The sequence below is a fragment of the Amycolatopsis sp. BJA-103 genome, assembly GCF_002849735.1.
In the GTDB taxonomy this organism is placed as follows: domain Bacteria; phylum Actinomycetota; class Actinomycetes; order Mycobacteriales; family Pseudonocardiaceae; genus Amycolatopsis.
The window spans coordinates 5,823,303-5,845,333 of sequence record NZ_CP017780.1; the positions used below are offsets into that span (position 1 = coordinate 5,823,303).

Sequence of the window (22,031 nt, forward strand, 5' to 3'; positions counted from 1 at the left end):
GGTATGTCATGATGCTGACATGAGTCAAGGCGGAGTTAATCGAGGAGAGGTTGATCAGGCAGAGGTTGATCAGGCAGAGGTTGATCAGGCAGAGGTTGATCAGGCAGAGCAGGTCGGACCGCTGGACCGAGCGGTCGGATACATGCTGAAGCGAGCGGCGACGGCGCTTCGCACGGCCATGGACACCGCTCTGCGCCCTCTCGATCTCACCGTGCCGCAGTACTCCTGTCTCGAAGTGCTCTCGCAACGGCCGGGACTGTCCAACGCGGAACTGGCGCGAGCCGTGTTCGTCACCCGGCAGTCGATGAACCTGGTGCTGCGCGGGCTCCAGGACCGCGGACTGGTCACCCGGCCGCCGACCGCGCCCCAGGGCCGCGCCTTGCCGAGCACGCTCACCCCCGCCGGACGCGCGCAGCTCCACGTGGCCAGCATCGCCGTGCGCGTAGTGGAGAAACGGATGCTCGAACCGTTTTCGGCCGCTCATCAGGACCGGCTGCTGACCGATCTCGCCGCCTGCACCGCCGCGCTCGCGCCCGAGGAGTAGCTCAAGACCTCGTGTTCACGAGCGTCTCCGGCTTGAAGGCGTAGACGTCACCATCCTGGACGAGCACGTGCCATTCCCCGCAGACCTTGTCGGTCCTGCTCTCCTGCCCCTGCGGCCACCACGGGGCGGCGAGCGTGGCCGCCTGCGTCGCCGCCGGCCCCGGCACGCAGGTCGAGGGCAGTTCCCCGCCGGCGAAGCGCAGGATCCGCTCCGAGCCCGTGGTCCGGATGACCTCCGTGATCGACATCGCCCGGTCCGGCACCCAGTCCGGCACCCGCGCGTCCTTGTCACGCTTGCCTTCCACGCCGGTCGGGTAGCCGACCGTCTTGACGTGGCCGTTCGCCCTCTCGGTCAAACCTTCCTTGAGACCGCATCCGGTCAGGGCGACCGTCGCCGTCGCCGCGGCCAGTACCGCCGCCGTGATCTTCGTGTTCATACGATCGAGTCAACCTCGCCGCAGCGCGCACGGGATCGGACTTTCGGTCCCGCCGGGACGGCCATCCGGCCGATCTTCACGGCGGATATCCGCCAGCGCTCGCGGGCCCGCCGGACCACAGTGGTCGTCGTGACATCGACAACGGACGCCCTGTCCGTACTCAAAGGCATGTACGCGGCGGAAGCCGGCTACTTCGCCGCGGGAGGTCCAGGCAAGGCCACCTTCGCGCCGCTCGCGCCGTTCTTCTCCCCCGATGTGGTGCTGCATCAGGCGGACGGCCTGCCGTACGGCGGAATCTGGCGCGGCCACGAGGGGATGGAGCGGTTCTTCCTCGCCATGGGCGCCACCTGGGACGTTTTCGACATGGTGGAGCAGAGCTTCCTGAGCGAGACCAGCCCACTGGTCGTCCTGACCCACGTGCACGTCCGCGCCAGGACCACCGGCCGCGAGCTGGACTTCCCGATCCTGCAGACGATCACCGTCGAAGACGGTCGCATCGCCGAGGTGCGGCCGTTCTACTGGGACACCGCGGCGATCGCGGCGGCCTGCACGAACTACCATTCCGCTGATGACCGCCTACCACGATCTTGACGTGTTCGAGGAAGCCGCTTCCCTGCCGGAGCGTCAGCAGAAGATTCTGCTGACCATCCGCGAATGGGTGGTGGAGCACGGGTACTCGCCGAGCACGCGCGAGATCGGCGAAGCGGTCGGCCTGCGCTCGACGTCCTCGGTGTCGAAGCATCTGGCGGCCTTGGAGGAGAAGGGTTTCCTCCGCCGCAGCAGCTCGATCTCCCGCCCCATCGACGTCCGCGCCTTCCTGCACGGCACCACGTCGCGGGAATCCACAGAGGACTCCGTGCCGGTTCCCGTCGTCGGCGACATCGCCGCGGGAACGCCGATCTCGGCCGTCGAGCACGTCGACGACGTGATGACCCTTCCGCGTGAACTCACCGGGCGGGGCAACGTCTTCGGGCTGCGCGTGCGCGGTGACTCGATGATCGACGCGGCGATCTGCGACGGCGACATCGTCGTGGTGAAGCAGCAGCAGGAGGCGCACTCGGGCCAGATCGTCGCCGCGATGATCGACGAGGAGGCCACGGTCAAGGTGTACCGCCGCCGCGACGGTCACGTGTACCTCGAACCGCGCAACCCCGCCTACGAGGTCATCGACGGGGATCGCGCGGCCGTGCTGGGCGTCGTGGTCTCGGTCCTGCGCAGCGTCTGAGGAATTTCTGTCGGTGGGCTGGAGTACCTTCCGGCCCATGTACGAAATCGACTTCGTCGAGTTCCCGTCAAGCTCGGCGGCGGGCTCGAGCCAGTTCTTCGAGAAGGCCTTCGGCTGGACAGCGACACCGTACGGCCCGAAGTACACCGACGTCCAGAACGGCGGCGTGGTCTCGTTCGGTTTCCAGCAGGACACCGCGCAGCAGACGGCCGCGCCGCTGGTGACGATCCGCACCGACGACCTCGACCAGGCGAGGGGTTCCGTCGAGGCCGCGGGCGGGATCGTCACGGTGGAGCCGTTCTCGTTCCCCGGTGGGCGCCGGTTCCACTTCCGTGAGCCCGGTGGCTCCGAACTCGCGGTGTGGACCCCGGACTCCTGACCTCAGGCGGCGAAGCCGAGCACCAGCGAGGCCGCGAGGCCGATCGCCGGCACCCACAGGCCGGCGGTCAGGCCGAGCGCGCCCGCGGCCTTGGCGAGGCCGAGCAGGTTCCACCAGGCGTGCGGAACGCCGTGGTCGGCCAGCGGCTGCACGACCCACTTGGCACGCACCGCGCGTGAACCACGTCACAACCTCGCGAAGGCCCACCCGGCACCATTTTAGAGCAAGCGCTCTGTTACTCTCGCCCGATGGCCCGCCCCCGCGTGCACGACCTGGACCGGCTGCTCGACACAGCCGAGCGCCTCGTCGTCGAGGTCGGCGTCCGGGGCGTCACCGTCCGGTCCCTCGCGGCCGCCGCGGGAGTCCCCAACGGCACGATCTACCACGCTTTCGGCTCGGTCGGCGCGCTTCTGGCCCGCGTCTGGCTTCGCGCGGCGAGCGACTTCCTCGATCTCCAGACCGAACGGGCCGCCCAGGCGGAAGACCCGGCATCGGCGGTCGTGGCCGCGGCGGACACGCCGGCCGCGTTCGCCGTCCGGAGGATGGACGCGGCCCGCCTGCTCCTCACCGTCAAGAAGGAGCACCTCCTCGGCCCGCAGGTCCCCGAAGACCTCGCCGGCCGCCTTCTGGCGCTCGACAAACGGCTGGTCACGCTCCTGGTCGGGCTCGCCGAGAGGCTTTGGGACAGGTGTGACTCCCAAGCCGTCGAGGTACTCACGACCTGTGTGGTCGATCTGCCGACGGCCCTGTTCCGCCGCGCGTTCACCGCGGGCGAGCCGATCCCCGAAGACTCCCGGGTCCGGCTCGCCGCCGCGGTCCACGCCATACTCCTGCTCCCACCCCCACGAAAGGACTGACAATGCCGACTCTGCGTCACGACGCGCCGGTGTTCCTGCTGGACCTCGGAGACGACGAGAACCGCTTCTCCCCTGCCTGGCTGGAAACCGTGCATTCCCAGCTGGACACCGTCGTCGCCTATCCGGATCCCGCGGTACTGGTCACGGTCGGCTCCGGGAAGTTCTACTCGAACGGCCTCGACCTCGACTGGATCACCAACAACGCCGCCCAGGCCGCGCAGTACGTCGCCGACGTCCACGAACTGCTCGCCCGTGTGCTCACCCTCGGCGTGCACACGGTCGCCGCGATCAACGGGCACGCCTTCGGTGCCGGGGCGATGTTCGCGATGGCACACGACTTCCGGGTGATGCGGGCCGATCGCGGGTACTTCTGCTTCCCCGAAGCCGACATCAACATCCCGTTCACCCCCGGGATGGCCGGGCTCATCCAGGGCAAGCTCACCCCCTCGGCCGCCATCGCGTCGATGACCACCGGACGGCGCTTCGGCGGCACGGACGCGCGGGACCTGGGGCTCGTGGACGCCGTCGCCGAGAAGTCCTCGCTGCTGGAGTACGCGGCCGACCTCGTCCGCCCGCTCGCCGGAAAGGACCGCGGCACGCTGTCCGCGATCAAGACGACGATGTTCACTCCGGCCCTCACCGCGCTTCGCGCCAAGTAAGGGCACAATCGTCGACTGCGAGCGCCGACATCACCCCTCAGCATGACAACGGCGGCCGAACCGGCCCCGGGCTGCCACGATGGCCGCCATGCGAAAGATCAATCCGGTGGTCAAGGCCGTCGCCACCGTGCTGGGCGTGGCGATCGCCGCCGGACTCGGCCTGTGGCTGCACGCCGCGGACCGGACCGCGGGCGACACCGGGCACTGGGTCGGCTCGCACGACCCGGACCGGATCGAGGTCAACGCCTCCGTATTGAAGGTGGACGCCGCCGCGCGGGAGGCCGTACTGCGTGTGCTGGTCGTCCCGCTCGGCCGGTTCGGTGAGGACGACGGCGTCGCGCCGACCGGCGAGCTGCGGCTGCTGAACTCGTCCAGCCTCCGCGGCGACCACGTCTTCCCCGCGCACCAGCGGATCTCCAGTCTCGATCTCCCGATCGCGCTGACCGGCGGAGCCGTCACCGACTACCCCTTCGACGGCTACGAGGCGCGGATCGAGTTCGCGGCCGCCCACAACGGGGAACCCGCGCCCGTGCTGTTCACACTGGACAAAGTGGACAGTCTGTTCTCCTTCTCCGTCAAGGACTATCGCGCCTCAGACGACCAAGGCGGCCTCGACGTCCGGTTCAGCCGGTCCACCAGCGTGCTGGTCTTCGCCCTCTTCATGATGATCACCATGTGGGGTCTGGCCATCGCGGTGTTCTTCGGCGCGCGGCATCTGATCGCGCGACGGCGCGGCCTGGTCTGGCCGTCGTTCGGGTTCATGGCGGCGACGCTGTTCGCGCTCGCCGGATTCCGCAATCTCGCCCCGGGTTCGCCACCGATCGGCTCACTGCTGGACTACACGGCCTTCCTGTGGGCCGAGGTCGTCATCGCGTTGTGCGTCGTGGTCGCCGTGGTGACCGGGGCGATCACCGAACACGGCAAACCGGACGCGGGATGAGCATGATGGGGGCATGCGCAAGAAGGTGTTGACCGCGCTGGCGGTGGCCGTCACCCTCGTCGGGGTGGTCTTCGGTGGCGCGTTCGCCTTCCAGCGCAAGCTGATCTACCTCCCCGAGGGAGGTCCGCCGCCCGGTGCCGCCGACATCCTGCCCGGTGGCAGGGACGTCACGCTCACCACCTCGGACGGGCTGAGCCTCGCGAGCTGGTACTTCCCGGTCGCCGGCGCGAAGACGGCCGTGCTCGTCGCACCGGGCAACGCCGGGAACAGGTCGTTCCGCGCGCCGCTGGCCCGCGCGCTGACCGCACGCGGGCTCTCGGTGCTGCTCCTGGAGCACCGCGGCTACGGGGGCAACCCCGGTGACCCCTCCGAAGCGGGGCTCGCACTGGACGCCCGCGCCGCACGGGACTTCCTGATCCGAGAGGCCGGGGTGCCGCTGGTGTACTTCGGCGAAAGCCTCGGCTCGGCCGTCGTCACCGAACTGGCCACCGAGCATCCGCCGTCGGCGCTCGTGTTGCGCTCGCCGTTCGTCGACCTCGCGTCGGTCGGACAGCGGCTCTACCCGTTCCTGCCGGTCCGGTGGCTGCTGCGGGACGAGTTCCCGACGCGGGACAACGTCGCGCGAGTGACAGCCCCGGTCACCGTCGTCTATGGGTCCTCGGACTCCGTCGTCCCTGCCGAGCAGAGCCGCGAAGTGGCGCGGGCGGCCGGCGCCAGGACGATCGAGGTCCCCGGCGCCGACCACAACGACCCGGCGTTCTCAGCCGGGCCGGAGCTGGTCGGCGCCATCGTGGGCTGACCGGCTCAGCTGCTCCGTCGTAGTGACAAGGAGTGGCCGGGGTTGAGCTTGCGGCCGAGCCTGTCGGCCTTCGGCCAACGGACGTCCGTCGCCCAGCCCACCTTCTCGAACAGCCAGATCAGCCGCGCGGAGATGTCGAGCTGGCCGCGGCGGACTCCGTGCCGGGCGCCGGTCGGGTCGGCGTGGTGGGAGTTGTGCCAGGACTCGCCCATCGAGGCGATGGCGAGCGGCCAGAAGTTGGCGGATTTGTCGCGGGCGGCGAACGGGCGGTCGCCGATCAGGTGACAGAGCGAGTTCACCGACCAGGTGACGTGGTGCAGCAAGGCGACGCGGACGAGGCTCGCCCAGAAGAACGCGGTCAGCGCGCCCCACCAGGACATCGTGATCAGACCGCCGAGCACGGCGGGCGCGAGCAGTGTCACGACGGTGAGCAGCGGGAACAGTCGATCGACGCGGGCGATGTCACGGTCGGCGAGCAGGTCCGGGGCGAACCGCTGCGCGTTGGTCTTCTCGCGATCGAACAGCCAGCCCATGTGGGCGTGCCAGAAGCCGCGGGCCAGCGCGGCCGGGCCGGTGCCGAACAGCCACGGGGAGTGCGGGTCGCCTTCACGGTCGGCGAAGGCGTGGTGGCGCCGGTGATCGGCCACCCAGCCGATGACAGGGCCCTGCATCGCCATGCTGCCGGTGACCGCGAGCGCGATCCGCAGGCCGCGGTTGGCCTTGAAGGCTCCGTGGGTGAAGTAGCGGTGGAAGCCGATGGTCACGCCGAGGCCGGTCAGGAAGTAGAACCCGACGGCCAGGCCGAGGTCCACCCAGCCGAGGCCCCAGCCCCACGCGAAGGGGACGGAAGCGGCCAAGGCCAGCAGGGGCACCACCGCGAACAACTTGACGAGAAGGTTTTCGGTGTTGGACTGCTCCCCGGACAACAGGGGTTGCGGTATCTGCCGTTCTTCGCTGTCCGGGGGTCTTAGGACTGAGGTCATGTCGCCGTTTCTTGTCGATGGCCTGATGAAGACGCGGCGCACGAAAGGCAATGCCCGCGACGAATTCTGCGCGAGCGTGCTTGGACAACACGACACCCAAAACGTTGGACCGCTTCGTCAACGAATGGCGTCGGCCGAAGGTTCCGGTGTGGGGTAAGAGGGTTCGCGAAAAAGATCCACGTATCGGTCACCCTGCGGGGTCGCGGGGTCGTAGCGCTCGTCCTGCGGGTCGAGCGGGTGGCTGAACAGCGCACTGTCCGTGCTGTGAGTTTTGACGATGAAACCTTTCGAATGGGACCGCTCGTTCGCGGTCTGCGGCGAGGCCAGGGGCTAATTCCGCCCGGCTCGCACTGAGATCGGCGTCACGCTGAGAGAGCGCCGCCACCCCCGAGGATACACGCCCTGGGGCCGAAACCCCAGGGCGTCCACCCCGATCAGCCGAAGGCCGGCGCCGGAGCAGTCACGTTGAGCGCGGCGACGACGGTTCGCTCCTCGTAGGCGAAATGTGCTTCGAGCTTGCCCGTGAGCGCGTCGAAGTCGTCACGCAACCGGACCGGATCACTCTCGCCGTGGACGTAACCCTCGACGAGGTCCCGGATCCGCTTCTGCAGCGCCGCGACGACGACGTGATCCTCCCCGAGCTTCGTCAACGCGGGCGCGAGCGCGGGAAACCGTTGCGCCAACATGGGAAACGCACCCAGGTCCTCCCCGGTGTGATGCTTCGTCAGCGCCTCGCAGAACGAAACACAGTGCGCCCGCAGGGATTTCTCCATGGTGAGCGAATCCGCGCGGCCCGCGACGATGTCGTCGACCCCGGCCCGCAACGTCTTGAGCTCCTCCCGGAGCCAGTCGTGGACTTCCACCACGAAGTCCCCCATCCCCCGCACCCTGTCGTCGATCCGGTGCAGGATCACCACGGGCAGCTCCCGCGTCGTTTTCGCCTGGTACTCGGCGAATCCCGGATCCTCGGCGACGACCTTCGCGAACAACGCGTCGCGCTCAACCGGCGGCGGAACGGCCGCGATCGCCTCGTAGCTCTCGGTCCCCGTCTCGATCGTGACCCGATGGTCGTGCCGAAGGTTGTAGTACCAGTTCGGATGCCTCGGCGCCCCCATGTTCGAAGCGACGACGACGGTCTTGCCGTCGATTTCGAGGTACCCCAACGGATTCGTCCGCCGCTTACCGCTCTTGGCGCCGATGGTGGTGAGCAGGATCAGCTCCCACCCCTCGAACATGCCGCCGAGCTTTCCCTTGTTACGCCTGAATTCCTCGATCACCTGGTCGTTGAAGCCGGTCAATGCGGTCCTTTCCCGTCGCTGTGTCGACAGGAGGGTGCGGAACCACCACCGGAAGAAGGCACGACGACAGCAACCCACTGGTACACAGGGGTTTTCGAGCACACCGCATGGAGGCGTCATCCCACGAAGCGGGGATGAGTGAATGCGAGAGACGGTGTGTGCCGACCTCTGGTGGCTGAGTAGCCGCTACCTCCATGCGTAGGCCCATACGGGGCTCGGGGACGAGGCTAGCACAAGGTCGACTTGTCCCGCACCCACCTTCTTCCTAAGCGTCCCTAAAGGCGCTTCGCCGCGCATTCTTACTCCCTATCGAGTGAAGCCGTGTCACATAAACATGCTATAGCACAGGTGTTCGAACGCAGGTAATGTCGATGCCGTGGCAAGCGACAACAGACCCCAGACGACGCGCACCGAGTGGTGGCGTGTCGATACCGCGACGCTGCATGCCCGTAAACAGGAACTCGAAGTTCTGAAGCGTCAATTGGATGCTGAGCAGAACGCGGTTCTCGCGGAAATTAATATCCGTGGGGTTCGTGGGTGTTCGGGTCATGCGACGTTGTCGGCGATGATTTTCGAGGACTTCCACGTCACTGGCAAAGAAGCCGATGCTCGTGCTGATCGGGTGCTGGCGTTGCACGCCGGTGTGGCGGTGGGTGGTGATCTGGTCCCGCCACTGGCTCCGTTGACCGCTGACGCCGCCTGTGAGGGTGCGATCGGTGGCTCGCAGATCGACGCGATCATCCGCACCCTCGCCCGCATCCCGTCGTTCGTCCCGGAAGAAGACGTGCGGGGCGGAGAGAAATCCTTGTGGATCTGGCCCGGCACGCCGGGCCTCACACGATCGCCCAAGCCGGACGAAGACTTCTGAACAAGCTCGACCCCGACGGGAAAGCACCCCGCGACGAGAACCCCAAAGACACCCGACCGGAACTGCGGTTCGTCAAACACCGCAACGGCACCCTCGGCCTCAAAGGCACCCTCGACCTGGAAACCTACGCACGATTGAAGTCCGACCTGGACCCCATGGCCAAACCCCACAAAGCCATCGACGGCGTCCGCGACTCCCGCACCCAAGACGAACGCTACGGGGAGGCCTTCACCGACTACGTGCGGTTGAAAACCACCAGCCGAAACCTTCCCGGCCAGGCCGGGGAAGCCACCCACATTTTGGTCACCATGTCGTACGAGGACCTGATCAGTGACTTGGGTGAAGCTCGTTTGGATCTAGTCGGGCCGATCAGCGCCACCGACGCACGCATCCTCGCCTGCGACGCCCGCGTCCGGCCCGGAGTCCTCGGCACCGCAGGCGAACCCCTCGACATCGGCCGCTCCAAACGCACCGTTTCCCTTGCTCAGAAATACGCGCTCACCATCCGAGACGGCGGCTGCGCCTTCCCCGGCTGCGACATGCCCGTGCCTCGCTGTACGGCACACCACATCGTTTTCTGGCGACACCACGGCGAAACCAAAATCGACAACCTCGTCCTGCTCTGCACCAAGCACCATCGATTGATCCACCACAGCCAATGGAAAGTCGCCATCGCCCAAGACGGACTCCCCGAATTCACCGCACCCGCCTACCTCGACCCCACCGGCCAACCCCGACGCAACACCATGCACCTCAGGACATAGGCCGAACAGTCACCTCCTGGATCACGTGCCGCGCGTTATCCGCCATCGCCGGGTTGATCTTCCGATAGTGCGGCGGTGCGATCAGCGCCTGGGAAAGTGTCCGTCCGCGGCCACGGCTCCAGGTCGCGTCGTCCACGCCCAGCACAGGCCGGATCGCCCACACCCAGGCAGCCGAAGTCGATCACCGCGGAAAGCCGGTCGCCGTCCACCAGCAGGTTGCCGGGCATCAGATCGGCGTGCAGCCATACCGGCGACTCCTCGCTGTCCGAGGCTCGCATCGCCTCCTCCCAGAGAAGAAGGACGGCGTCGCAGTCGACGTTCTCCTCAGATGGATTTCCTCGCGACCGGCATCATCTGATCACGTCAGCCCCAAGATCTCCGGCCGCGCCGCGTACTTCCGCCAGTGCCGTCCGGGATCCGGGACCAGGCGCCGCAGTTCGAGGTCCAGCAGTCCGGAAAGACTCTCCACCTCGGCCACCACGGCGCCGTCCGGGGCCACGAACTCCTGGACGACCCGCGACACCTTGCCCGGCTCCCAGGTGAACCGGGTCAGGACGTCGATCCGCGCGCGGGCCCGCAGCTCGCGGCGGAACCGGATCGTCGTTTCGAGGTTGACCGGGCCGAGGTTCCCGGCCTGGAGCGCCAGCGGATCCACTCCGGCGGCCCACACGCATTCCCAGCGCGCGTGATCGGCGTACGCGAGGTAGGCGGGGCCGCGGACGTGGCCGTTGAGGTCGAGGTCGTCGGTGCGGATGTCGATGGTGACGCGGAAGGGTTCGAGCACTCCCCGATCCTCACCTCGGCAGACCGCCTCAGTCTGGAACATTTCGGCCAGCCCAAGACCGCACGAGCGCACCGGGCGAGGCGCCCGACAGCCGCCGGCACTCCCGTCCGAGATGGGACTGATCCGCGTACCCCACATCGGCGGCGACACCGGCGAGTGACGCATGCTCTCGCGCCACACCCTCGATCCGCTTGAGGAACCGGTGGAACCGCAGGACCCGCTGCAGCTCCTTGGGGCCGACGCCGACTTCGTGCCGCACGTGCCGCCGCAGCCCGCGCTCGCTGACGCCCAGCGCCGCCGCCACCCTGTCGGTGCGAGCGCCGGGCGCACGCAGCGCGCGGGCGGCTTCGATCGGCAGCCTGTCCGGCTCGACATCCCGGAGCCTTTCGGCGACCAGTGCCTCCAGTACCGAGCGAGCCTCGGCGGGCGTCGCGCATTCGGCCAGCCTGGATTCCGCGCGGCGGGCCCTCGCGGCCCACAGTTCGCGTAACGGGGTGGCGCTCGCCGTCAGGTCCGTCATCGGCAGGCCCAGTACCGCGCCGCCGACGCCGCACCGCAGGCGGAGCCCGACTGTCCAGTCCACCGCGGGCAGGTCGTGCCGGAGCACCCCGCGGACCGAGGTGACCGCGGCGAGCGCGCGTCCGTCCCAGACGAGGTCCACACAGCCGTCCGGGAACACCCGCAGCGGGCGGCTGCTGCCCACCCGGCCCGTCCAAGCACTCTCGATCACGCTTGCCACCGCCGCGGCCGGCGTGGCTTCGCGGTACACCGAACGGCCCGATCGCCGACGCAGCGGAACACCCACGTCCGGCAGTATGCCCCCGCCCACCGACAAGATGCGCTCCACTTGATCTTGATGAAGACTGCCAGCGTGCTGCGGCCGGTGCTCGACCCGTCCCCCGCCGAGTGGATCTCCCCCAGGCTCGGTGGGACCTTCGGCGCGGCCTGCCGCACGGTCCCGCACGGGTACGCCGCCTACGCCCGGATCTGCCACCCCGCCGAACGCGACCGCGGCGGCTGGGCGAGCTGGCGCGAAGCGGCGGCCGAAACGGGGCGGCGCGCCCATGGCGCCATGCAGTGGCACGCGCTCGTCGGCTCCCCGGATCCGGTGAACCTCACCGGCTCGCTCTGGCGGGGCTCCCCGCCGGGACGCGGCACTCTGCCGTCGCACAGCCTCACCGCGCTGCTGGCCGTCCTCGGCGACCACACCTCCACTTCGGAGACCTGGTTCTGCCTTTGGGACGGTTACGGCTGGGCCGACGAGGCGACTTTGTCCCGCGAGCACCTCGACGCCCCGCGCCTGCGGCATCCCGGCCGCGACTACCTGGTGTTCGGTGGGCCGCTGGCCTCGGCGACGGAACTCGGCTGGCGGCCGCGGCCGAACTGGTTCGAGGCGCAGTCGCCCAACCTGTTCTGGCCGGACGACCGCGCGTGGTGCGTGGCCACCGAGATCGACTTCGATTCGACCCTCGTCGCGGGCGAGGAGGGTCTGATCGACGCGCTTCTCAAGGCGCCTGGCCTGGAGGCCTGGCGGATCGAACCCGACACCTCACTCGCCGCGGACGCCGACCGGATCAACCACCACCCCGCGACCTGAAAGAACCCCCTCACGCGCTATGAAAGGCCCGTTACTTGCAAAATTTGCAAGTAACGGGCCTTTCATAGCGCGCGTAAGCGGGGTCAGCGCTCGTCGATCGCGTCCACCTTCGACGGGTAGAACGCGACGTGGTCCTTGATCTCGGCGACAGCGTCGTGCGGCGCCTCGTAGGTCCAGACGGCGTTCTCGGCGACGCCGTCGCCGGTGCGGATGCTGTAGTAGGACGCGTCGCCCTTGAACGGGCAGTACGTCGAATGGTCCGTCCGTTCCAGCACGTCGAAGTCGACGTCGGCACGCGGGATGTACTGCGCAGGCGGGTAGTTCGCCTCCTGCAGCGTGAGCGCGTTCGCGCTGTCCGCCACGACCTTCCCGCCGACCGTGACGACCACGCGTCCCTTGTTCGGCGACACGGTGATCGGGTGGGACGCGCTGGGCTTCAGCACCTTCTTGTCAGGCATGGATCAGCTCCCTCGGGGGTTTCCGATACCGGGCACAGCAACGCCGCGGCCGCGGATATTCCCCTCAGGGCAGGTAGTACATCGGGTTCGGCAGCTTGACCGGGAACTCCGCGTAGCCGCCTTCGAGGTCGCTGAACTGGTCACCGAAGTTGGCGAGGATGGTCGCGCCGGTCGAGGCGATGTGCTTCCGCGTGCCCGCCTTGTACTGGACGGTGGTGCAGGTGAGCCCGCACGGCAGGTACGCGGGCGCGGTGGTCTTCGGCTTGAAGAACGCGCCCGCCGGGGCAGGGTAGCCCTCGTTCGCGAGGTTCTTGAGCGACTGCGGGCCCTGGAACTCGTTGCGGCCGGTCAGGAAGTAGACCTTGACGCCGTGCTGCGCCGCCCAGTTCGCCAGTTCCAGCACCGGCTTGTTCGCGACGAACGTGCCCTTGTCGATCGCTTCCTGCTGCTTCACCGGGTCGAAGCCGAAGTCGTTGTCGACCTCCCAGCCGTAGGTGACCTCGGCGGTGTCGTCCACATCGAACACGACGGCGGGGTTCTTGACGCCGCGGTCCAGCCGCCGCGTGAGGTAGCGCTTGGCGTCCGAGACCTGGCGTTTGGTGTCGGAGACGAACCTGCTGTTCTCCGAGTAGCCGTGTTTGCCGTCGGGGCCGACGACGTCGCCGTAATAGGCCTTGACGTCCAGTTTGACCTGACCGATGTTGGCGGGCTCGTGGCCTCGACGCCAGTCGGCGTCGTCCTGGTTCGCGACGGCGGTGGCTCCGCCCGCGAGGACGGCTCCGGCGGCCGCGGCGGCGGCCAGTTTCAGCAGACCGGTGAATCGGCTCACGAAATACTCCTCACGTCAGCTGTGCGCGGCACAGGAACGCTACTCCAGAACGGCCGATTCTGGTCAGTACCAAAGTAGCTTCTTCACCACCGCGCGGTTTCAGCTTGCGCCGCAAGGCATCCGGATCTATGTCGAGACCGCGGACGAGGATCTCGAGCCGCCCGATATCGTGTTTTTTCAGCAGTACACGAAGATTCTTCTCACTGTACGGTCCGTGCTCGAACACCCGGAACGCCCGGATTCCCGGCGGCGGGACGTCTCCGGTCAGGTACGCGATGCGTTCGTCGAGCTGCCAAAGACCGTGCCGCGCGGCGTAATGCCGCACCAGCCCGGCCCGCACGACGGCGCCGTCGGGATCGATGATCCATTCACCCGGCTCGCGCACGGGGATCTCGTCGGGATCGGCGTCGGTGATCGTCCACTGTGTACCGTCCGAACGCAACACCGTCGCGCGCCGGGACACGGTGGAGCCCACTCCGCGCCACAGGCACGCCTCGCGGACCTGACCGTCCAAAGAGACCAGTTCGACCTCGTCCGCCCACGGCGCGATGGAGAAATCGAGCCCCGGCGCGCATTTGACCGACAGCTCGCGGCCCGCGTACGCCTCGACCAGGCCGTCCAGCGGTGGCAGGAAGTCCGCGGGTCTCCATGCCCGCCGTCCGGCCGAGTCGCGGCGGGCGGGATCGGCGACGACGACCGAGGAGCGGCTGACCGGCCGCAACGCGTCCGCCCGCACCAGCACCGGCGCGACACCGGCCTCGAGTGAATTGTGCCGCGCCATCGCCAGCCGGACCTCGTCCAGATCCGAGCCCAGCGAACGGGAGGCGACACGGGCGATCTCGATCAGGTCCGCGCCGACGGAACACGTCACGTCGTGGACGTCCCGGCCCGTCAGCCGCGAGGCCCGGTGCCGGGCGACCGCAGTGGCACTGGCCTGCTGGAGGGCGTCACCGGTGAACAGCCACGAGCCCGCGGAGTCCAGTTTGGACGACGACTTCCGCCGCAGCACCACAGTTTCCAGCACCGCGGCCGCGTGCTCCGGGGCGATCCGGCGCACGGCGGCGACGTCGGCGATGCGGGTCTTGTCGGTCAGCGGCAGGGACGAGCATTCGGCGAGCGCCGCGCTTCCCGCGCCGGAGCGCAGGAAGGCGACGTCGTCGAGAGTGAACGCGTAAGGCACCTAGGAACGCTTGGTACCGGTGATCATCACGTTGTAGAACAGCTCGCGCGGCAGCACCTTGGCGAGCAGCTTCTTGTCCAAAGCGGACAGCCGCAGCCACAGCCGGTACGCGAACAGACGCCAGCGCAGGGTCAGTTTCTCCTGCGGCACGGCGGCTTCGAAGGTCCGGATCGGCCAGCCCGCGAGCGCGGCGGCGAACTCTTCGGTGACCGCGCGGACGTCCTGCGCCCCGGCGCCGCGAGCCATCAGCTCGAGTTCCGACGGATCGAACGTGTGGATGTCGACCACGGCCTCCAGCGCGGCCGCGCGGGAGGACTCGTCGAGTTCCTCCTGGGGGCGGCGCCAGCCGTTGAGCACCGGGAGCTTGGTCAGGTTGGTGGTGAGGTACCACGTGAACTGGCCGAGCTTGCGCGCGTAGAGGTCGCCGACCTTCGTCGGCTCGCCCGCGAAGACGAACCGGCCGCCCGGCTTGAGCACCCGCAGCACCTCGGCGAACGCCGCGCGGACGTCCGGGATGTGGTGCAGCACCGCGTGCCCGACGACGAGGTCGAAACTGTTGTCCTCGTAGGGAATGCGCTCCGCGTCGGCGACCCGGCCGTCGACGTCGAGGCCGAGGTTCTCGGCGTTGCGCAGCGCGACCTGGACCATGCCCGGCGAGAGGTCGGTGACCGACCCCTTCTTGATCACGCCGCCCTGCATCAGGTTCAGCAGGAAGAAACCGGTGCCGCTGCCCAGTTCCATCGCGGTCGGGTACGGCTGGCCGTCGTCGTCACCGGCGACGGCGTTGAACACGTCGGTCGCGTAGGAGATGCAGCGCTCGTCGTAGGAAATGGACCACTTCTCGTCGTAGGTCCCGGCTTCCCAGTCGTGGTAGAGCACGTTGGCGAGCTTGGGGTCGGCGAAGGCGGCCTTGACCTCTTCGGCGGTGGCGTGCGGGTTCGGCGCCGGGTCGTTCACCTGGGTCACGTGCTTACTTCCCCTCGAAGGTGGCCTTGCCAGGGCCGTTCTCGATGAACGACTTCATGCCGTTGCGCTGGTCCTCGGTCGCCCACAGCGCGGCGAAGAGGTGGGATTCGAGCTTGAGGCCGCTCGCGAGGTCGGTGTCGAGACCGCCGTCGATCGCGGCCTTCGCCGCGCGCAACGCCACGGCCGGGCCGTTCGCGAACTGGGCGGCCCACTTGTGCGCGGCGGCGTAGACGTCGTCCGGCGCGACGACCTCGTCGAGGATGCCCAGCGCCAGCGCCTCTTCGGCCTTCACGAACCGGCCGGTGAACACGAGGTCCTTGGTCTTGCTCGGGCCGATGAGCCGCGCGAGGCGCTGCGTGCCACCGGCACCGGGGATGACGCCGAGCTGGATCTCCGGCTGGCCGACCTTGACGTTGTCGCCGGCGATCCGGCGGTCCGCGGTCAGCGCGAGTTCGAGGCCGCCGCCCAGCGCGTAGCCGGTGATGGCCGCGACGACCGGCTTCGGGATGTTCGCGATGGTGGCCAGCGACGCCGTCAGCGCCGCGCCGAACTTCGCGATCTCGGGGTAGGTGCGCTCGGCCATCTCCTTGATGTCCGCGCCACCCGCGAAGGTCTTCTCGCCGCCGTACAGGATCACGGCGCGCACGTCGTCGCGCTCGGAGGCCTCGCGGGCCGCCTCGGCGAGCTCGGCCTGCACCTGGTTGTTCAGCGCGTTGACCGGCGGGCGGTCCAGCCGGATCGTGCCGACCCCGCCTTCGACCTCCAGGCTTACGAACTCTCCCACGCCGTCCTCCTTAACCGTCCAAGACAGATTGCAGGCTACCGGTCAGTACGACCCGTTAGCGGCGACGGGCGAAGAAGCGATCACCGGACCGTTCGAGCAGGAGGTCCTGGTCGAACGTCTTGGACAGGTTGTCGCTGGTCACGACGTCGTCGACGAGGCCCGAAGCGACCGCGCGGCCGTCACGCAGCAGCAGCGCGTGGGTGAAGCCCGGCGGGATTTCTTCCACGTGATGGGTGACGAGCACCATCGCCGGGGCCTCCGGGTCGAGGGCCAGCTCGGACAGGCGCGCGACGAGGTCCTCGCGGCCGCCGAGGTCGAGTCCGGCGGCGGGCTCGTCGAGCAGCAGCATCTCCGGGTCGGTCATCAGCGACCGCGCGATCAGGGTCCGCTTGCGCTCGCCTTCGGAAAGCGTGCCGAAGGTGCGCTCGGCCAGGTGCGGGATGCCCAGCGCGGCCAGCAGTTCGCGGGCGCGGTCGGTGTCGAGACTGTCGTATTCCTCACGCCAGCGGCCGACGACGGCGTACCCGGCACTCACCACGACGTCGACGACGCGCTCCTCGCCCGGCACCCGCTGGGCGATCGCGGCGGAGGTGAACCCGATCCGCGGGCGCAGTTCGAAGATGTTGACCTTGCCGATCCGGTCGCCGAGCAGGTCGACCGTTCCCGAGGTCGGGTGGAGTTCGGCCGCGGCCAGCCGGAGCAGGGTGGTCTTGCCCGCGCCGTTCGGGCCGAGCACCACCCAGCGCTCGTCCAGTTCCACGCTCCAGTCGAGGTCGGCGAGGAGGTCGTTGCCTGTTCGGCGGACCCCGACACCGGTCATCCTCACCACGAGGTCGTCAAGTTCGCTGGGCTGGATCGGCTCGCTCACGAGCCCATTGTGTCCGCACACGCGCGCGCGTGTGCACCGGGCCGCCGGTCGGGAGAAAGCGGCTGGTCCAGGGAGTGGGACGGAGCTCTCCGGAGTAACCGCCGGAGCGCGGGCTGTGGCAGCATCGAAGACGTGATCAGGTCCGTGGCCGCCGCCTTCCCCGTCATCGGGGGCTCTTTCTGGCGCCGTCGCACCATCGACCTGCTCCTCGTCGCCTCGTCCGGGTGTACCACCGCGCGACACGGCTGAGTCCCGCTCTCTTTACCGGCACCCGTGTCGCGCCGCGTTCGGCCTTGTTTCCGAGCCCGCGATCCCTCACGAGGAGCCCCAAGTTGACCACGTCCGTCTCGCCCCGCCAGGACTTCGAGATCCATCCGCAGCTGATCGACCCGCTGCTCCCGGAGCTGCTGCACCCCGAGCGCCTGCTCTGGACGCCGCGGGAGCTGGCAGACCTGACCTCCACCGTCACCACCGAACTGACCGCGGGCCTGCGCGGCCTGCTGCGCTTCGACGAGGACCACCGCTGGTGGGCTCGGCTCGCGCTGACCGACGGCGTCGAGCTGTGGCTGCTGTCCTGGCTGCCCGGCCAGCAGACCAAACCGCACGACCACGGTGGCGCGTCCGGCTCGTTCACCGTGCTGCAGGGCGAACTCGGCGAGGAGTATCGCTACCCCGGCGGCCCGGTCCGGCGCCGCACGCACGTCGCGGGCGAGGGCATCGGCTTCGGCGCGGGGCGCGCGCACCAGGTGACCGGCATCGGCACCGAGCCCGCCGCCAGCGTCCACGCCTACTCGCCGCCGCTGGTCGCGACCCGCGAATACGGCACGCTCGCCGACGTCCCCGCCGAGATCCCCTCGCTGGCCCCGATACTGGGCCGATGAGCGCGATCGACGACCTGCTGGCCGCCGCCCGGTCCGGACTGGACCGGGCGGAGCCCGGGCAGGCACAACGGCTGCAGCGTGACGGTGCCCTGATCGTGGACATCCGCCCGCACGTCAACCGGCTCGAAGAGGGCGAGATCCCCGGTTCGGTGGTCGTCGAGCGGATCCACCTCGAGTGGCGGCTCGCGCCGGACAGCGAATGGCGGCTGCCGGAGGTGCGACCGGACTCGACGGTGATCGTCGTGTGCAACGAGGGGTATTCGTCGAGCCTGGCCGCCGCCGACCTGCGACGGCTCGGCCTGCCGGGCGCGACCGACCTCGAAGGCGGGTTCCGCGCCTGGCGTTCGGCCGGCCTTCCGGTCCGGGAGGGCGGCACCCCCGCCGTCCCGTGACGCCTACCGCCGGACGGCCAGCCGGGCGATCGAGTCCGGTGAAAGCGGAAGGGCCGCGTGGATCCCGGCGCCGCGCACCGGCCGGGGGTTGACCAGGACACCCGTCGCCACGTCACGCCCGGCGGCCGCGAGCACGACCTCGCGGCCGGTCCGGTGACGGACCCGCACCCAGCCCGCGCCGGTGACCGCGCGGTACTCGGCCAGCAGGCGCTCGTCGGTGAAGACGCAGAGCCAGTCGCCGTGCGTGCCGAGCCGGGCGGGGAGCGGCGCGCCCGCCTCGTCCGCCGGGCCCCACACCGTGCCGTCGAGGAACATCCGCATGACCGAGGGGACGGGTTCGCGCAGCCCGCCGGCGGGGTCCTCCCGCTCCGGACGGACGTTGCCGGTGATCCACCGCGAGGCGAGCCTGAAGTCTTCGCCGGTGAGGTCTTCCTGGAAGCCGTCCAGGCTGTTCTTGACGCTCCCCAGGAAGTCGTAGAACCGCCGGGTGCAGGTCCGCTCGGAAACCGCCACCCGGCCGCGGCCGACCATGGTCCTGATCCGGCCGACCATGCCCGCCCCGCCGTTCACCGGATCGACGCCGAGGTTGTAGGCGGTCCAGACGATCTCGGGCATGAGCGGATCGGCGAATCGCTCGAGAACGCGATTCAGCCGTAAAAGGACGATCTCGCGCACCCGGCCGGGTTCGGCGTCCTCCGCGATCCCCCAGATGGCACGCAATTCCGGCCCCAGGGCACGGCGCAGCCCGTCCTGTTGGATCCCGGCTCGGGCGTGGATATGGTGCAGCCGGTCCTTGGCCCTGCGCGACGCTTTCGTTTCCTTCGCCGAAGCCACCATTCCTCCGTATTTCAGGATCGGCCCGGCAAAGTGTATTTCACCTGCTTGTCCATCATTGTTCGGAGGAAATCGAAGATCAGGGATTTCCTTTGTTCGGCACCGGCTTGACAAACGCCGGTGGCAGGGATTTACGCGTGGACCACCCTGGCGAGTTCCGCCGGGGTGGCCAGCAAGCGGTGTTTCGGCAGCACTCGGACGGTGTAGCCGATCGAGCCCGGATGCGGCAGCTTCAGCCGCGCCGCGAACGCGCCGATCCCGTCACCGGACATCGGGACGGTGACGGGATCGCTCAGCTCGTCCCCGTCGCCCACCTTCCCGACGACGGCCTGGACGTCCACTTCGGACGGTTCGAGGCCGGCGAGGTCGATCCGCGCCCGGATGGTCACCTCGGTGCCGGTGACCATCGGCGCGGCGTCTTCGACGAGCAGTTCGGTGTCGAAGATCCGCACCCGTGGCCAGGAAACGTCCAGTTTGGTCCGGTAGTCGGCCAGCGAAAGCGCGCCGCAGTACCCGTCTCCCGTCGCCTCCGCGACCATCCGCGAGGCGGGCAGGTAGCCCGATTCGACGTATTCCCGCACCATGCGCGCGGCCTGCACGCGCGGCCCGAGGGTCTCCAGCGTGTGCCACACCATCGACAGCCAGCCGCCGGGCACGCCCTCGGCGTCGCGGTCGTAGAACAGCGGTGCGATCTGGTGGCCCAGCAGGTCGTAGAGCGCCGCGGCCTCCAGTTCGTCACGGCGCAGCGGGTCGGTGACGCCGTCCGCGGTCGGGATCGCCCAGCCGTTGCTGCCGTCGTAGCACTCGTCCCACCAGCCGTCGCGGATGGAGAGGTTGAGGCCGCCGTTGAGCGCGGACTTCATCCCCGATGTCCCGCACGCCTCCAGCTGCCGGACCGGAGTGTTCAGCCAGACGTCGCAGCCGCGGTAGAGGTAGCGCGCCATGGACATGTCGTAGTCCGGCAGGAAGACGATCCTGCGCCGGACCTCGGGATCGTCGACGAACCGGACGATCTGCTGGATCAGCTGCTTGCCGCCCTCGTCCGCCGGATGCGACTTGCCCGCGACGACGAGCTGGATCGGGCGCCGTTCGTCCAGCAGCAGCGCGCGCAGGCGTTCCGGGTCGCGCAGCATCAGGGTCAGCCGCTTGTACGTCGGCACGCGGCGCGCGAAGCCGACGGTCAGCACGTCCGGGTCGAAGACCGTGTCGGTCCAGCCGAGTTCGAGCGCGGACGCGCCGCGCTGCATCCACGCGGCCCGCACCCGCCGCCGCACCTCGGCGACCAGCTTCTCCCGCAGTTCCCGCCGCAGCCCCCACAGCTGCTCGTCGCTGACGCCGTCCCGCAGCGGCCTGCCCTGGGTGCCGTCGAGGCCCAGTTCCTCGTGGTTGCGCCCGAGCAGCGCACTCAGTTCGCGCGCCACCCAGGTGGGCCCGTGGACGCCGTTGGTGACCGAGGAGACGGGCACCTCGTCGAAGTCGAATCCGGGCCACAGCCGGGAGAACATCCGCCGCGACACCCGGCCGTGCAGCGCCGAGACGCCGTTCGCGCGCTGCGCGAGCCGCAGTCCCATGTGCGCCATGTTGAACAGGCCGGGGTTGTCCTCCGCGCCGAGCGCGAGCACCCGGCGCGGGTCGACGTCCGGAACCAGCCTGCCGTCGGTGAAGTACCGCTGGACGAGGTCGACGGGGAACCGGTCGATCCCGGCGCTGACCGGCGTGTGCGTGGTGAACACGGTCCCGGCGCGGACGGCGGGCAACGCCTCGTCGAACGCCAGCCCGTCGGCCTGGATGATCTCGCGGGCGCGTTCCAGCCCGAGGAAACCGGCGTGGCCTTCGTTCGTGTGGAACACCTTCGGCTGCGGATGCCCGGTCAGCTCGCAGTAGCGCCGCACCGCGCGGAAGCCGCCGATCCCGGACAGGATCTCCTGGCGGATGCGGTGGTCGGCGTCGCCGCCGTAGAGCCTGTCGGTGACGGCGCGCAGGTCCTCGTCGTTGGCCTCGGTGTCGGTGTCCAGCAGCAGCAACGGGATCCGGCCGACGCGGGCCTTCCAGATCTGCGCGTGCAGCGTCCGCCCGGCGGGCATCGCGACCTTCACCAGCACCGGCTCGCCGCCGTCGGTCAGCAGTTCCAGCGGGAAGGCGTTGGGGTCGATGACCGGGTAGTGCTCGACCTGCCAGCCGTCGAGCGACAGCGCCTGCCGGAAGTACCCGGCCCGGTAGAGCAGCCCGACGCCGACCATCGGCACGCCGAGGTCCGACGCCGCTTTGAGGTGGTCCCCGGCGAGCACGCCCAGACCGCCTGAGTAGTTCGGCAGCGCCTCGGTGACGCCGAACTCCATCGAGAAGTACGCGACGGCGGGCGGGAGATCGGGGTCGTCCTGCTTCTGGTACCAGCGCGGCTCGGCGAGGTAGCGCTCCAGATCGGCGACGGCTTCGCGCGCGCGGGCGAGGAAGTCGTCGTCGACGGCCAGCTCGTCGAGCCGGGCCGGGGGCAGCGCGGTGAGCATCCGAAGGGGGTCGCGGACGCGGTTGAACAGCTCCGCGTCCATCGACGCGAACAAATCGCGGGTCGGCGGGTGCCAGGTCCAGCGCAGATTCGTGGCGAGGTCACCGAGGCCGGAGAGCGACTCCGGCAGGCTCGCGCGGACGGTGAACCGGCGGACTGCTCTCATGAGGAGCGACCATATCGGGACCGCCCCCACCCCG

26 protein-coding genes and 1 pseudogene are annotated in these 22,031 nt (G+C 69.1%); 12 read left to right on the forward strand and 15 right to left on the reverse strand.

All coding sequences use genetic code 11. The features are described 5' to 3' along the window. The first annotated feature begins 142 nt into the window (after positions 1-142). Complete coding sequence (locus BKN51_RS25365) at positions 143-544, forward strand: MarR family winged helix-turn-helix transcriptional regulator (RefSeq protein ID WP_233222992.1); 402 nt, start codon at positions 143-145, stop codon at positions 542-544. A gap of 1 nt (position 545) precedes the next feature. Here the strand turns inward: BKN51_RS25365 and BKN51_RS25370 are convergent, their stop codons facing one another. Next, on the reverse strand, positions 546-980 hold the full coding sequence (locus tag BKN51_RS25370) for a hypothetical protein (RefSeq protein ID WP_101610027.1): 435 nt from the start codon (positions 978-980) through the stop codon (positions 546-548). 129 nt (positions 981-1,109) lie between these two features. Between BKN51_RS25370 and BKN51_RS25375 the strand changes: the two genes are divergently transcribed. The 3 genes from BKN51_RS25375 to BKN51_RS25385 are packed head-to-tail and all read left to right on the forward strand — an operon-like array spanning position 1,110 to position 2,584. Beyond that, positions 1,110-1,571 carry a nuclear transport factor 2 family protein gene (locus tag BKN51_RS25375; RefSeq protein ID WP_233222991.1) on the forward strand — a complete coding sequence of 154 codons (462 nt, stop codon included), beginning with the start codon at positions 1,110-1,112 and terminating at the stop codon, positions 1,569-1,571. Next, complete coding sequence (gene lexA, locus BKN51_RS25380) at positions 1,549-2,205, forward strand: transcriptional repressor LexA (RefSeq protein ID WP_093935513.1); 657 nt, start codon at positions 1,549-1,551, stop codon at positions 2,203-2,205. Before BKN51_RS25375 ends, lexA begins: the two co-directional genes overlap by 23 nt. A gap of 37 nt (positions 2,206-2,242) precedes the next feature. Then, positions 2,243-2,584 (forward strand): VOC family protein, encoded by a 342-nt coding sequence (locus BKN51_RS25385; protein ID WP_101610030.1) that lies wholly within the window; start codon positions 2,243-2,245, stop codon positions 2,582-2,584. Between the two features lie 2 nt (positions 2,585-2,586). On the opposite strand, the gene BKN51_RS25390 is transcribed toward BKN51_RS25385, so the two are convergent. After that, a complete protein-coding gene (locus tag BKN51_RS25390; protein WP_101610032.1) occupies positions 2,587-2,754 on the reverse strand; it encodes a DoxX family protein in 168 nt (55 codons plus the stop codon). Between the two features lie 78 nt (positions 2,755-2,832). Between BKN51_RS25390 and BKN51_RS25395 the strand changes: the two genes are divergently transcribed. The 4 genes from BKN51_RS25395 to BKN51_RS25410 all read left to right on the forward strand — a co-directional run bounded on the left by BKN51_RS25395 (position 2,833) and on the right by BKN51_RS25410 (position 5,839). Next, positions 2,833-3,441, forward strand: coding sequence for a TetR/AcrR family transcriptional regulator (locus BKN51_RS25395; protein ID WP_101610033.1), 609 nt, complete (start codon positions 2,833-2,835; stop codon positions 3,439-3,441). Positions 3,442-3,443: 2 nt separating this feature from the next. After that, on the forward strand, positions 3,444-4,100 hold the full coding sequence (locus BKN51_RS25400; RefSeq protein ID WP_101610034.1) for an enoyl-CoA hydratase/isomerase family protein: 657 nt from the start codon (positions 3,444-3,446) through the stop codon (positions 4,098-4,100). An 88-nt stretch (positions 4,101-4,188) separates the two neighbouring features. Further along, positions 4,189-5,040 (forward strand): DUF4436 family protein, encoded by an 852-nt coding sequence (locus BKN51_RS25405; RefSeq protein WP_233222990.1) that lies wholly within the window; start codon positions 4,189-4,191, stop codon positions 5,038-5,040. Between the two features lie 13 nt (positions 5,041-5,053). Further along, positions 5,054-5,839 carry an alpha/beta hydrolase gene (locus BKN51_RS25410; RefSeq protein WP_101610036.1) on the forward strand — a complete coding sequence of 262 codons (786 nt, stop codon included), beginning with the start codon at positions 5,054-5,056 and terminating at the stop codon, positions 5,837-5,839. A gap of 5 nt (positions 5,840-5,844) precedes the next feature. Here the strand turns inward: BKN51_RS25410 and BKN51_RS25415 are convergent, their stop codons facing one another. Continuing rightward, the gene (locus tag BKN51_RS25415) at positions 5,845-6,822 is read right to left on the reverse strand and encodes an acyl-CoA desaturase (RefSeq protein ID WP_174720454.1); all 978 of its coding nucleotides are present in this window, start codon (positions 6,820-6,822) and stop codon (positions 5,845-5,847) included. A 434-nt stretch (positions 6,823-7,256) separates the two neighbouring features. Beyond that, positions 7,257-8,120 (reverse strand): nitroreductase/quinone reductase family protein, encoded by an 864-nt coding sequence (locus BKN51_RS25420; RefSeq protein WP_101610037.1) that lies wholly within the window; start codon positions 8,118-8,120, stop codon positions 7,257-7,259. A gap of 376 nt (positions 8,121-8,496) precedes the next feature. Here BKN51_RS25420 and BKN51_RS25425 point away from each other — a divergent pair. After that, positions 8,497-9,752: pseudogene (locus BKN51_RS25425) on the forward strand (DUF222 domain-containing protein). A 35-nt stretch (positions 9,753-9,787) separates the two neighbouring features. Here the strand turns inward: BKN51_RS25425 and BKN51_RS25430 are convergent. From BKN51_RS25430 to BKN51_RS25440, 3 genes are all read right to left on the reverse strand, one after another. Beyond that, the gene (locus BKN51_RS25430; RefSeq protein WP_335645046.1) at positions 9,788-10,030 is read right to left on the reverse strand and encodes a phosphotransferase; all 243 of its coding nucleotides are present in this window, start codon (positions 10,028-10,030) and stop codon (positions 9,788-9,790) included. Positions 10,031-10,110: 80 nt separating this feature from the next. Continuing rightward, positions 10,111-10,536, reverse strand: coding sequence for an acyl-CoA thioesterase (locus BKN51_RS25435; protein ID WP_174720455.1), 426 nt, complete (start codon positions 10,534-10,536; stop codon positions 10,111-10,113). Between the two features lie 28 nt (positions 10,537-10,564). Continuing rightward, positions 10,565-11,266 (reverse strand): helix-turn-helix domain-containing protein, encoded by a 702-nt coding sequence (locus BKN51_RS25440; RefSeq protein WP_233222989.1) that lies wholly within the window; start codon positions 11,264-11,266, stop codon positions 10,565-10,567. 126 nt (positions 11,267-11,392) lie between these two features. Here BKN51_RS25440 and BKN51_RS25445 point away from each other — a divergent pair, with 126 nt between their 5' ends. After that, positions 11,393-12,133: a hypothetical protein gene (locus BKN51_RS25445; protein WP_233222988.1), complete on the forward strand. Its 741-nt coding sequence runs from the start codon at positions 11,393-11,395 to the stop codon at positions 12,131-12,133. 83 nt (positions 12,134-12,216) lie between these two features. Here the strand turns inward: BKN51_RS25445 and BKN51_RS25450 are convergent, their stop codons facing one another. From BKN51_RS25450 to BKN51_RS25475, 6 genes are all read right to left on the reverse strand, one after another. Further along, complete coding sequence (locus tag BKN51_RS25450) at positions 12,217-12,591, reverse strand: DUF427 domain-containing protein (protein WP_101610039.1); 375 nt, start codon at positions 12,589-12,591, stop codon at positions 12,217-12,219. 64 nt (positions 12,592-12,655) lie between these two features. Continuing rightward, positions 12,656-13,420 (reverse strand): HAD family acid phosphatase, encoded by a 765-nt coding sequence (locus BKN51_RS25455; RefSeq protein ID WP_101610040.1) that lies wholly within the window; start codon positions 13,418-13,420, stop codon positions 12,656-12,658. A gap of 10 nt (positions 13,421-13,430) precedes the next feature. Further along, a complete protein-coding gene (locus BKN51_RS25460; RefSeq protein WP_101610041.1) occupies positions 13,431-14,600 on the reverse strand; it encodes a class I SAM-dependent methyltransferase in 1,170 nt (389 codons plus the stop codon). Beyond that, a complete protein-coding gene (locus BKN51_RS25465; protein ID WP_101610042.1) occupies positions 14,601-15,566 on the reverse strand; it encodes a class I SAM-dependent methyltransferase in 966 nt (321 codons plus the stop codon). It abuts the gene before it with no gap. Positions 15,567-15,570: 4 nt separating this feature from the next. After that, on the reverse strand, positions 15,571-16,350 hold the full coding sequence (locus BKN51_RS25470; RefSeq protein ID WP_020630952.1) for an enoyl-CoA hydratase/isomerase family protein: 780 nt from the start codon (positions 16,348-16,350) through the stop codon (positions 15,571-15,573). 55 nt (positions 16,351-16,405) lie between these two features. Next, positions 16,406-17,218: an ABC transporter ATP-binding protein gene (locus BKN51_RS25475; RefSeq protein ID WP_101610043.1), complete on the reverse strand. Its 813-nt coding sequence runs from the start codon at positions 17,216-17,218 to the stop codon at positions 16,406-16,408. Between the two features lie 332 nt (positions 17,219-17,550). Between BKN51_RS25475 and BKN51_RS25480 the strand changes: the two genes are divergently transcribed. Both BKN51_RS25480 and BKN51_RS25485 read left to right on the forward strand, forming a co-directional pair. Beyond that, on the forward strand, positions 17,551-18,099 hold the full coding sequence (locus BKN51_RS25480) for a cysteine dioxygenase (protein ID WP_101610044.1): 549 nt from the start codon (positions 17,551-17,553) through the stop codon (positions 18,097-18,099). Next, positions 18,096-18,491: a rhodanese-like domain-containing protein gene (locus BKN51_RS25485; RefSeq protein ID WP_101610045.1), complete on the forward strand. Its 396-nt coding sequence runs from the start codon at positions 18,096-18,098 to the stop codon at positions 18,489-18,491. Before BKN51_RS25480 ends, BKN51_RS25485 begins: the two co-directional genes overlap by 4 nt. 3 nt (positions 18,492-18,494) lie before the next feature. On the opposite strand, the gene BKN51_RS25490 is transcribed toward BKN51_RS25485, so the two are convergent. Together BKN51_RS25490 and glgP are read right to left on the reverse strand one after the other, a co-directional pair. Next, a complete protein-coding gene (locus BKN51_RS25490; RefSeq protein WP_101610046.1) occupies positions 18,495-19,328 on the reverse strand; it encodes a hypothetical protein in 834 nt (277 codons plus the stop codon). 128 nt (positions 19,329-19,456) lie between these two features. Beyond that, positions 19,457-21,997 (reverse strand): alpha-glucan family phosphorylase, encoded by a 2,541-nt coding sequence (gene glgP, locus BKN51_RS25495; RefSeq protein WP_101610047.1) that lies wholly within the window; start codon positions 21,995-21,997, stop codon positions 19,457-19,459. Between the last annotated feature and the right edge of the window lie 34 nt (positions 21,998-22,031).

Coding starts and splice junctions, on each gene's coding strand:
- BKN51_RS25365 (WP_233222992.1), top strand. CDS start 143: ATGCTGAAGCGAGCGGCGACGGCGCTTCGCACGGCCATGGACACCGCT.
- BKN51_RS25370 (WP_101610027.1), bottom strand. CDS start 980: ATGAACACGAAGATCACGGCGGCGGTACTGGCCGCGGCGACGGCGACG.
- lexA (WP_093935513.1), top strand. CDS start 1,549: ATGACCGCCTACCACGATCTTGACGTGTTCGAGGAAGCCGCTTCCCTG.
- BKN51_RS25385 (WP_101610030.1), top strand. CDS start 2,243: ATGTACGAAATCGACTTCGTCGAGTTCCCGTCAAGCTCGGCGGCGGGC.
- BKN51_RS25395 (WP_101610033.1), top strand. CDS start 2,833: ATGGCCCGCCCCCGCGTGCACGACCTGGACCGGCTGCTCGACACAGCC.
- BKN51_RS25400 (WP_101610034.1), top strand. CDS start 3,444: ATGCCGACTCTGCGTCACGACGCGCCGGTGTTCCTGCTGGACCTCGGA.
- BKN51_RS25405 (WP_233222990.1), top strand. CDS start 4,189: ATGCGAAAGATCAATCCGGTGGTCAAGGCCGTCGCCACCGTGCTGGGC.
- BKN51_RS25410 (WP_101610036.1), top strand. CDS start 5,054: ATGCGCAAGAAGGTGTTGACCGCGCTGGCGGTGGCCGTCACCCTCGTC.
- BKN51_RS25415 (WP_174720454.1), bottom strand. CDS start 6,822: ATGACCTCAGTCCTAAGACCCCCGGACAGCGAAGAACGGCAGATACCG.
- BKN51_RS25430 (WP_335645046.1), bottom strand. CDS start 10,030: ATGCGAGCCTCGGACAGCGAGGAGTCGCCGGTATGGCTGCACGCCGAT.
- BKN51_RS25445 (WP_233222988.1), top strand. CDS start 11,393: ATGAAGACTGCCAGCGTGCTGCGGCCGGTGCTCGACCCGTCCCCCGCC.
- BKN51_RS25450 (WP_101610039.1), bottom strand. CDS start 12,591: ATGCCTGACAAGAAGGTGCTGAAGCCCAGCGCGTCCCACCCGATCACC.
- BKN51_RS25485 (WP_101610045.1), top strand. CDS start 18,096: ATGAGCGCGATCGACGACCTGCTGGCCGCCGCCCGGTCCGGACTGGAC.
- BKN51_RS25490 (WP_101610046.1), bottom strand. CDS start 19,328: ATGGTGGCTTCGGCGAAGGAAACGAAAGCGTCGCGCAGGGCCAAGGAC.
- glgP (WP_101610047.1), bottom strand. CDS start 21,997: ATGAGAGCAGTCCGCCGGTTCACCGTCCGCGCGAGCCTGCCGGAGTCG.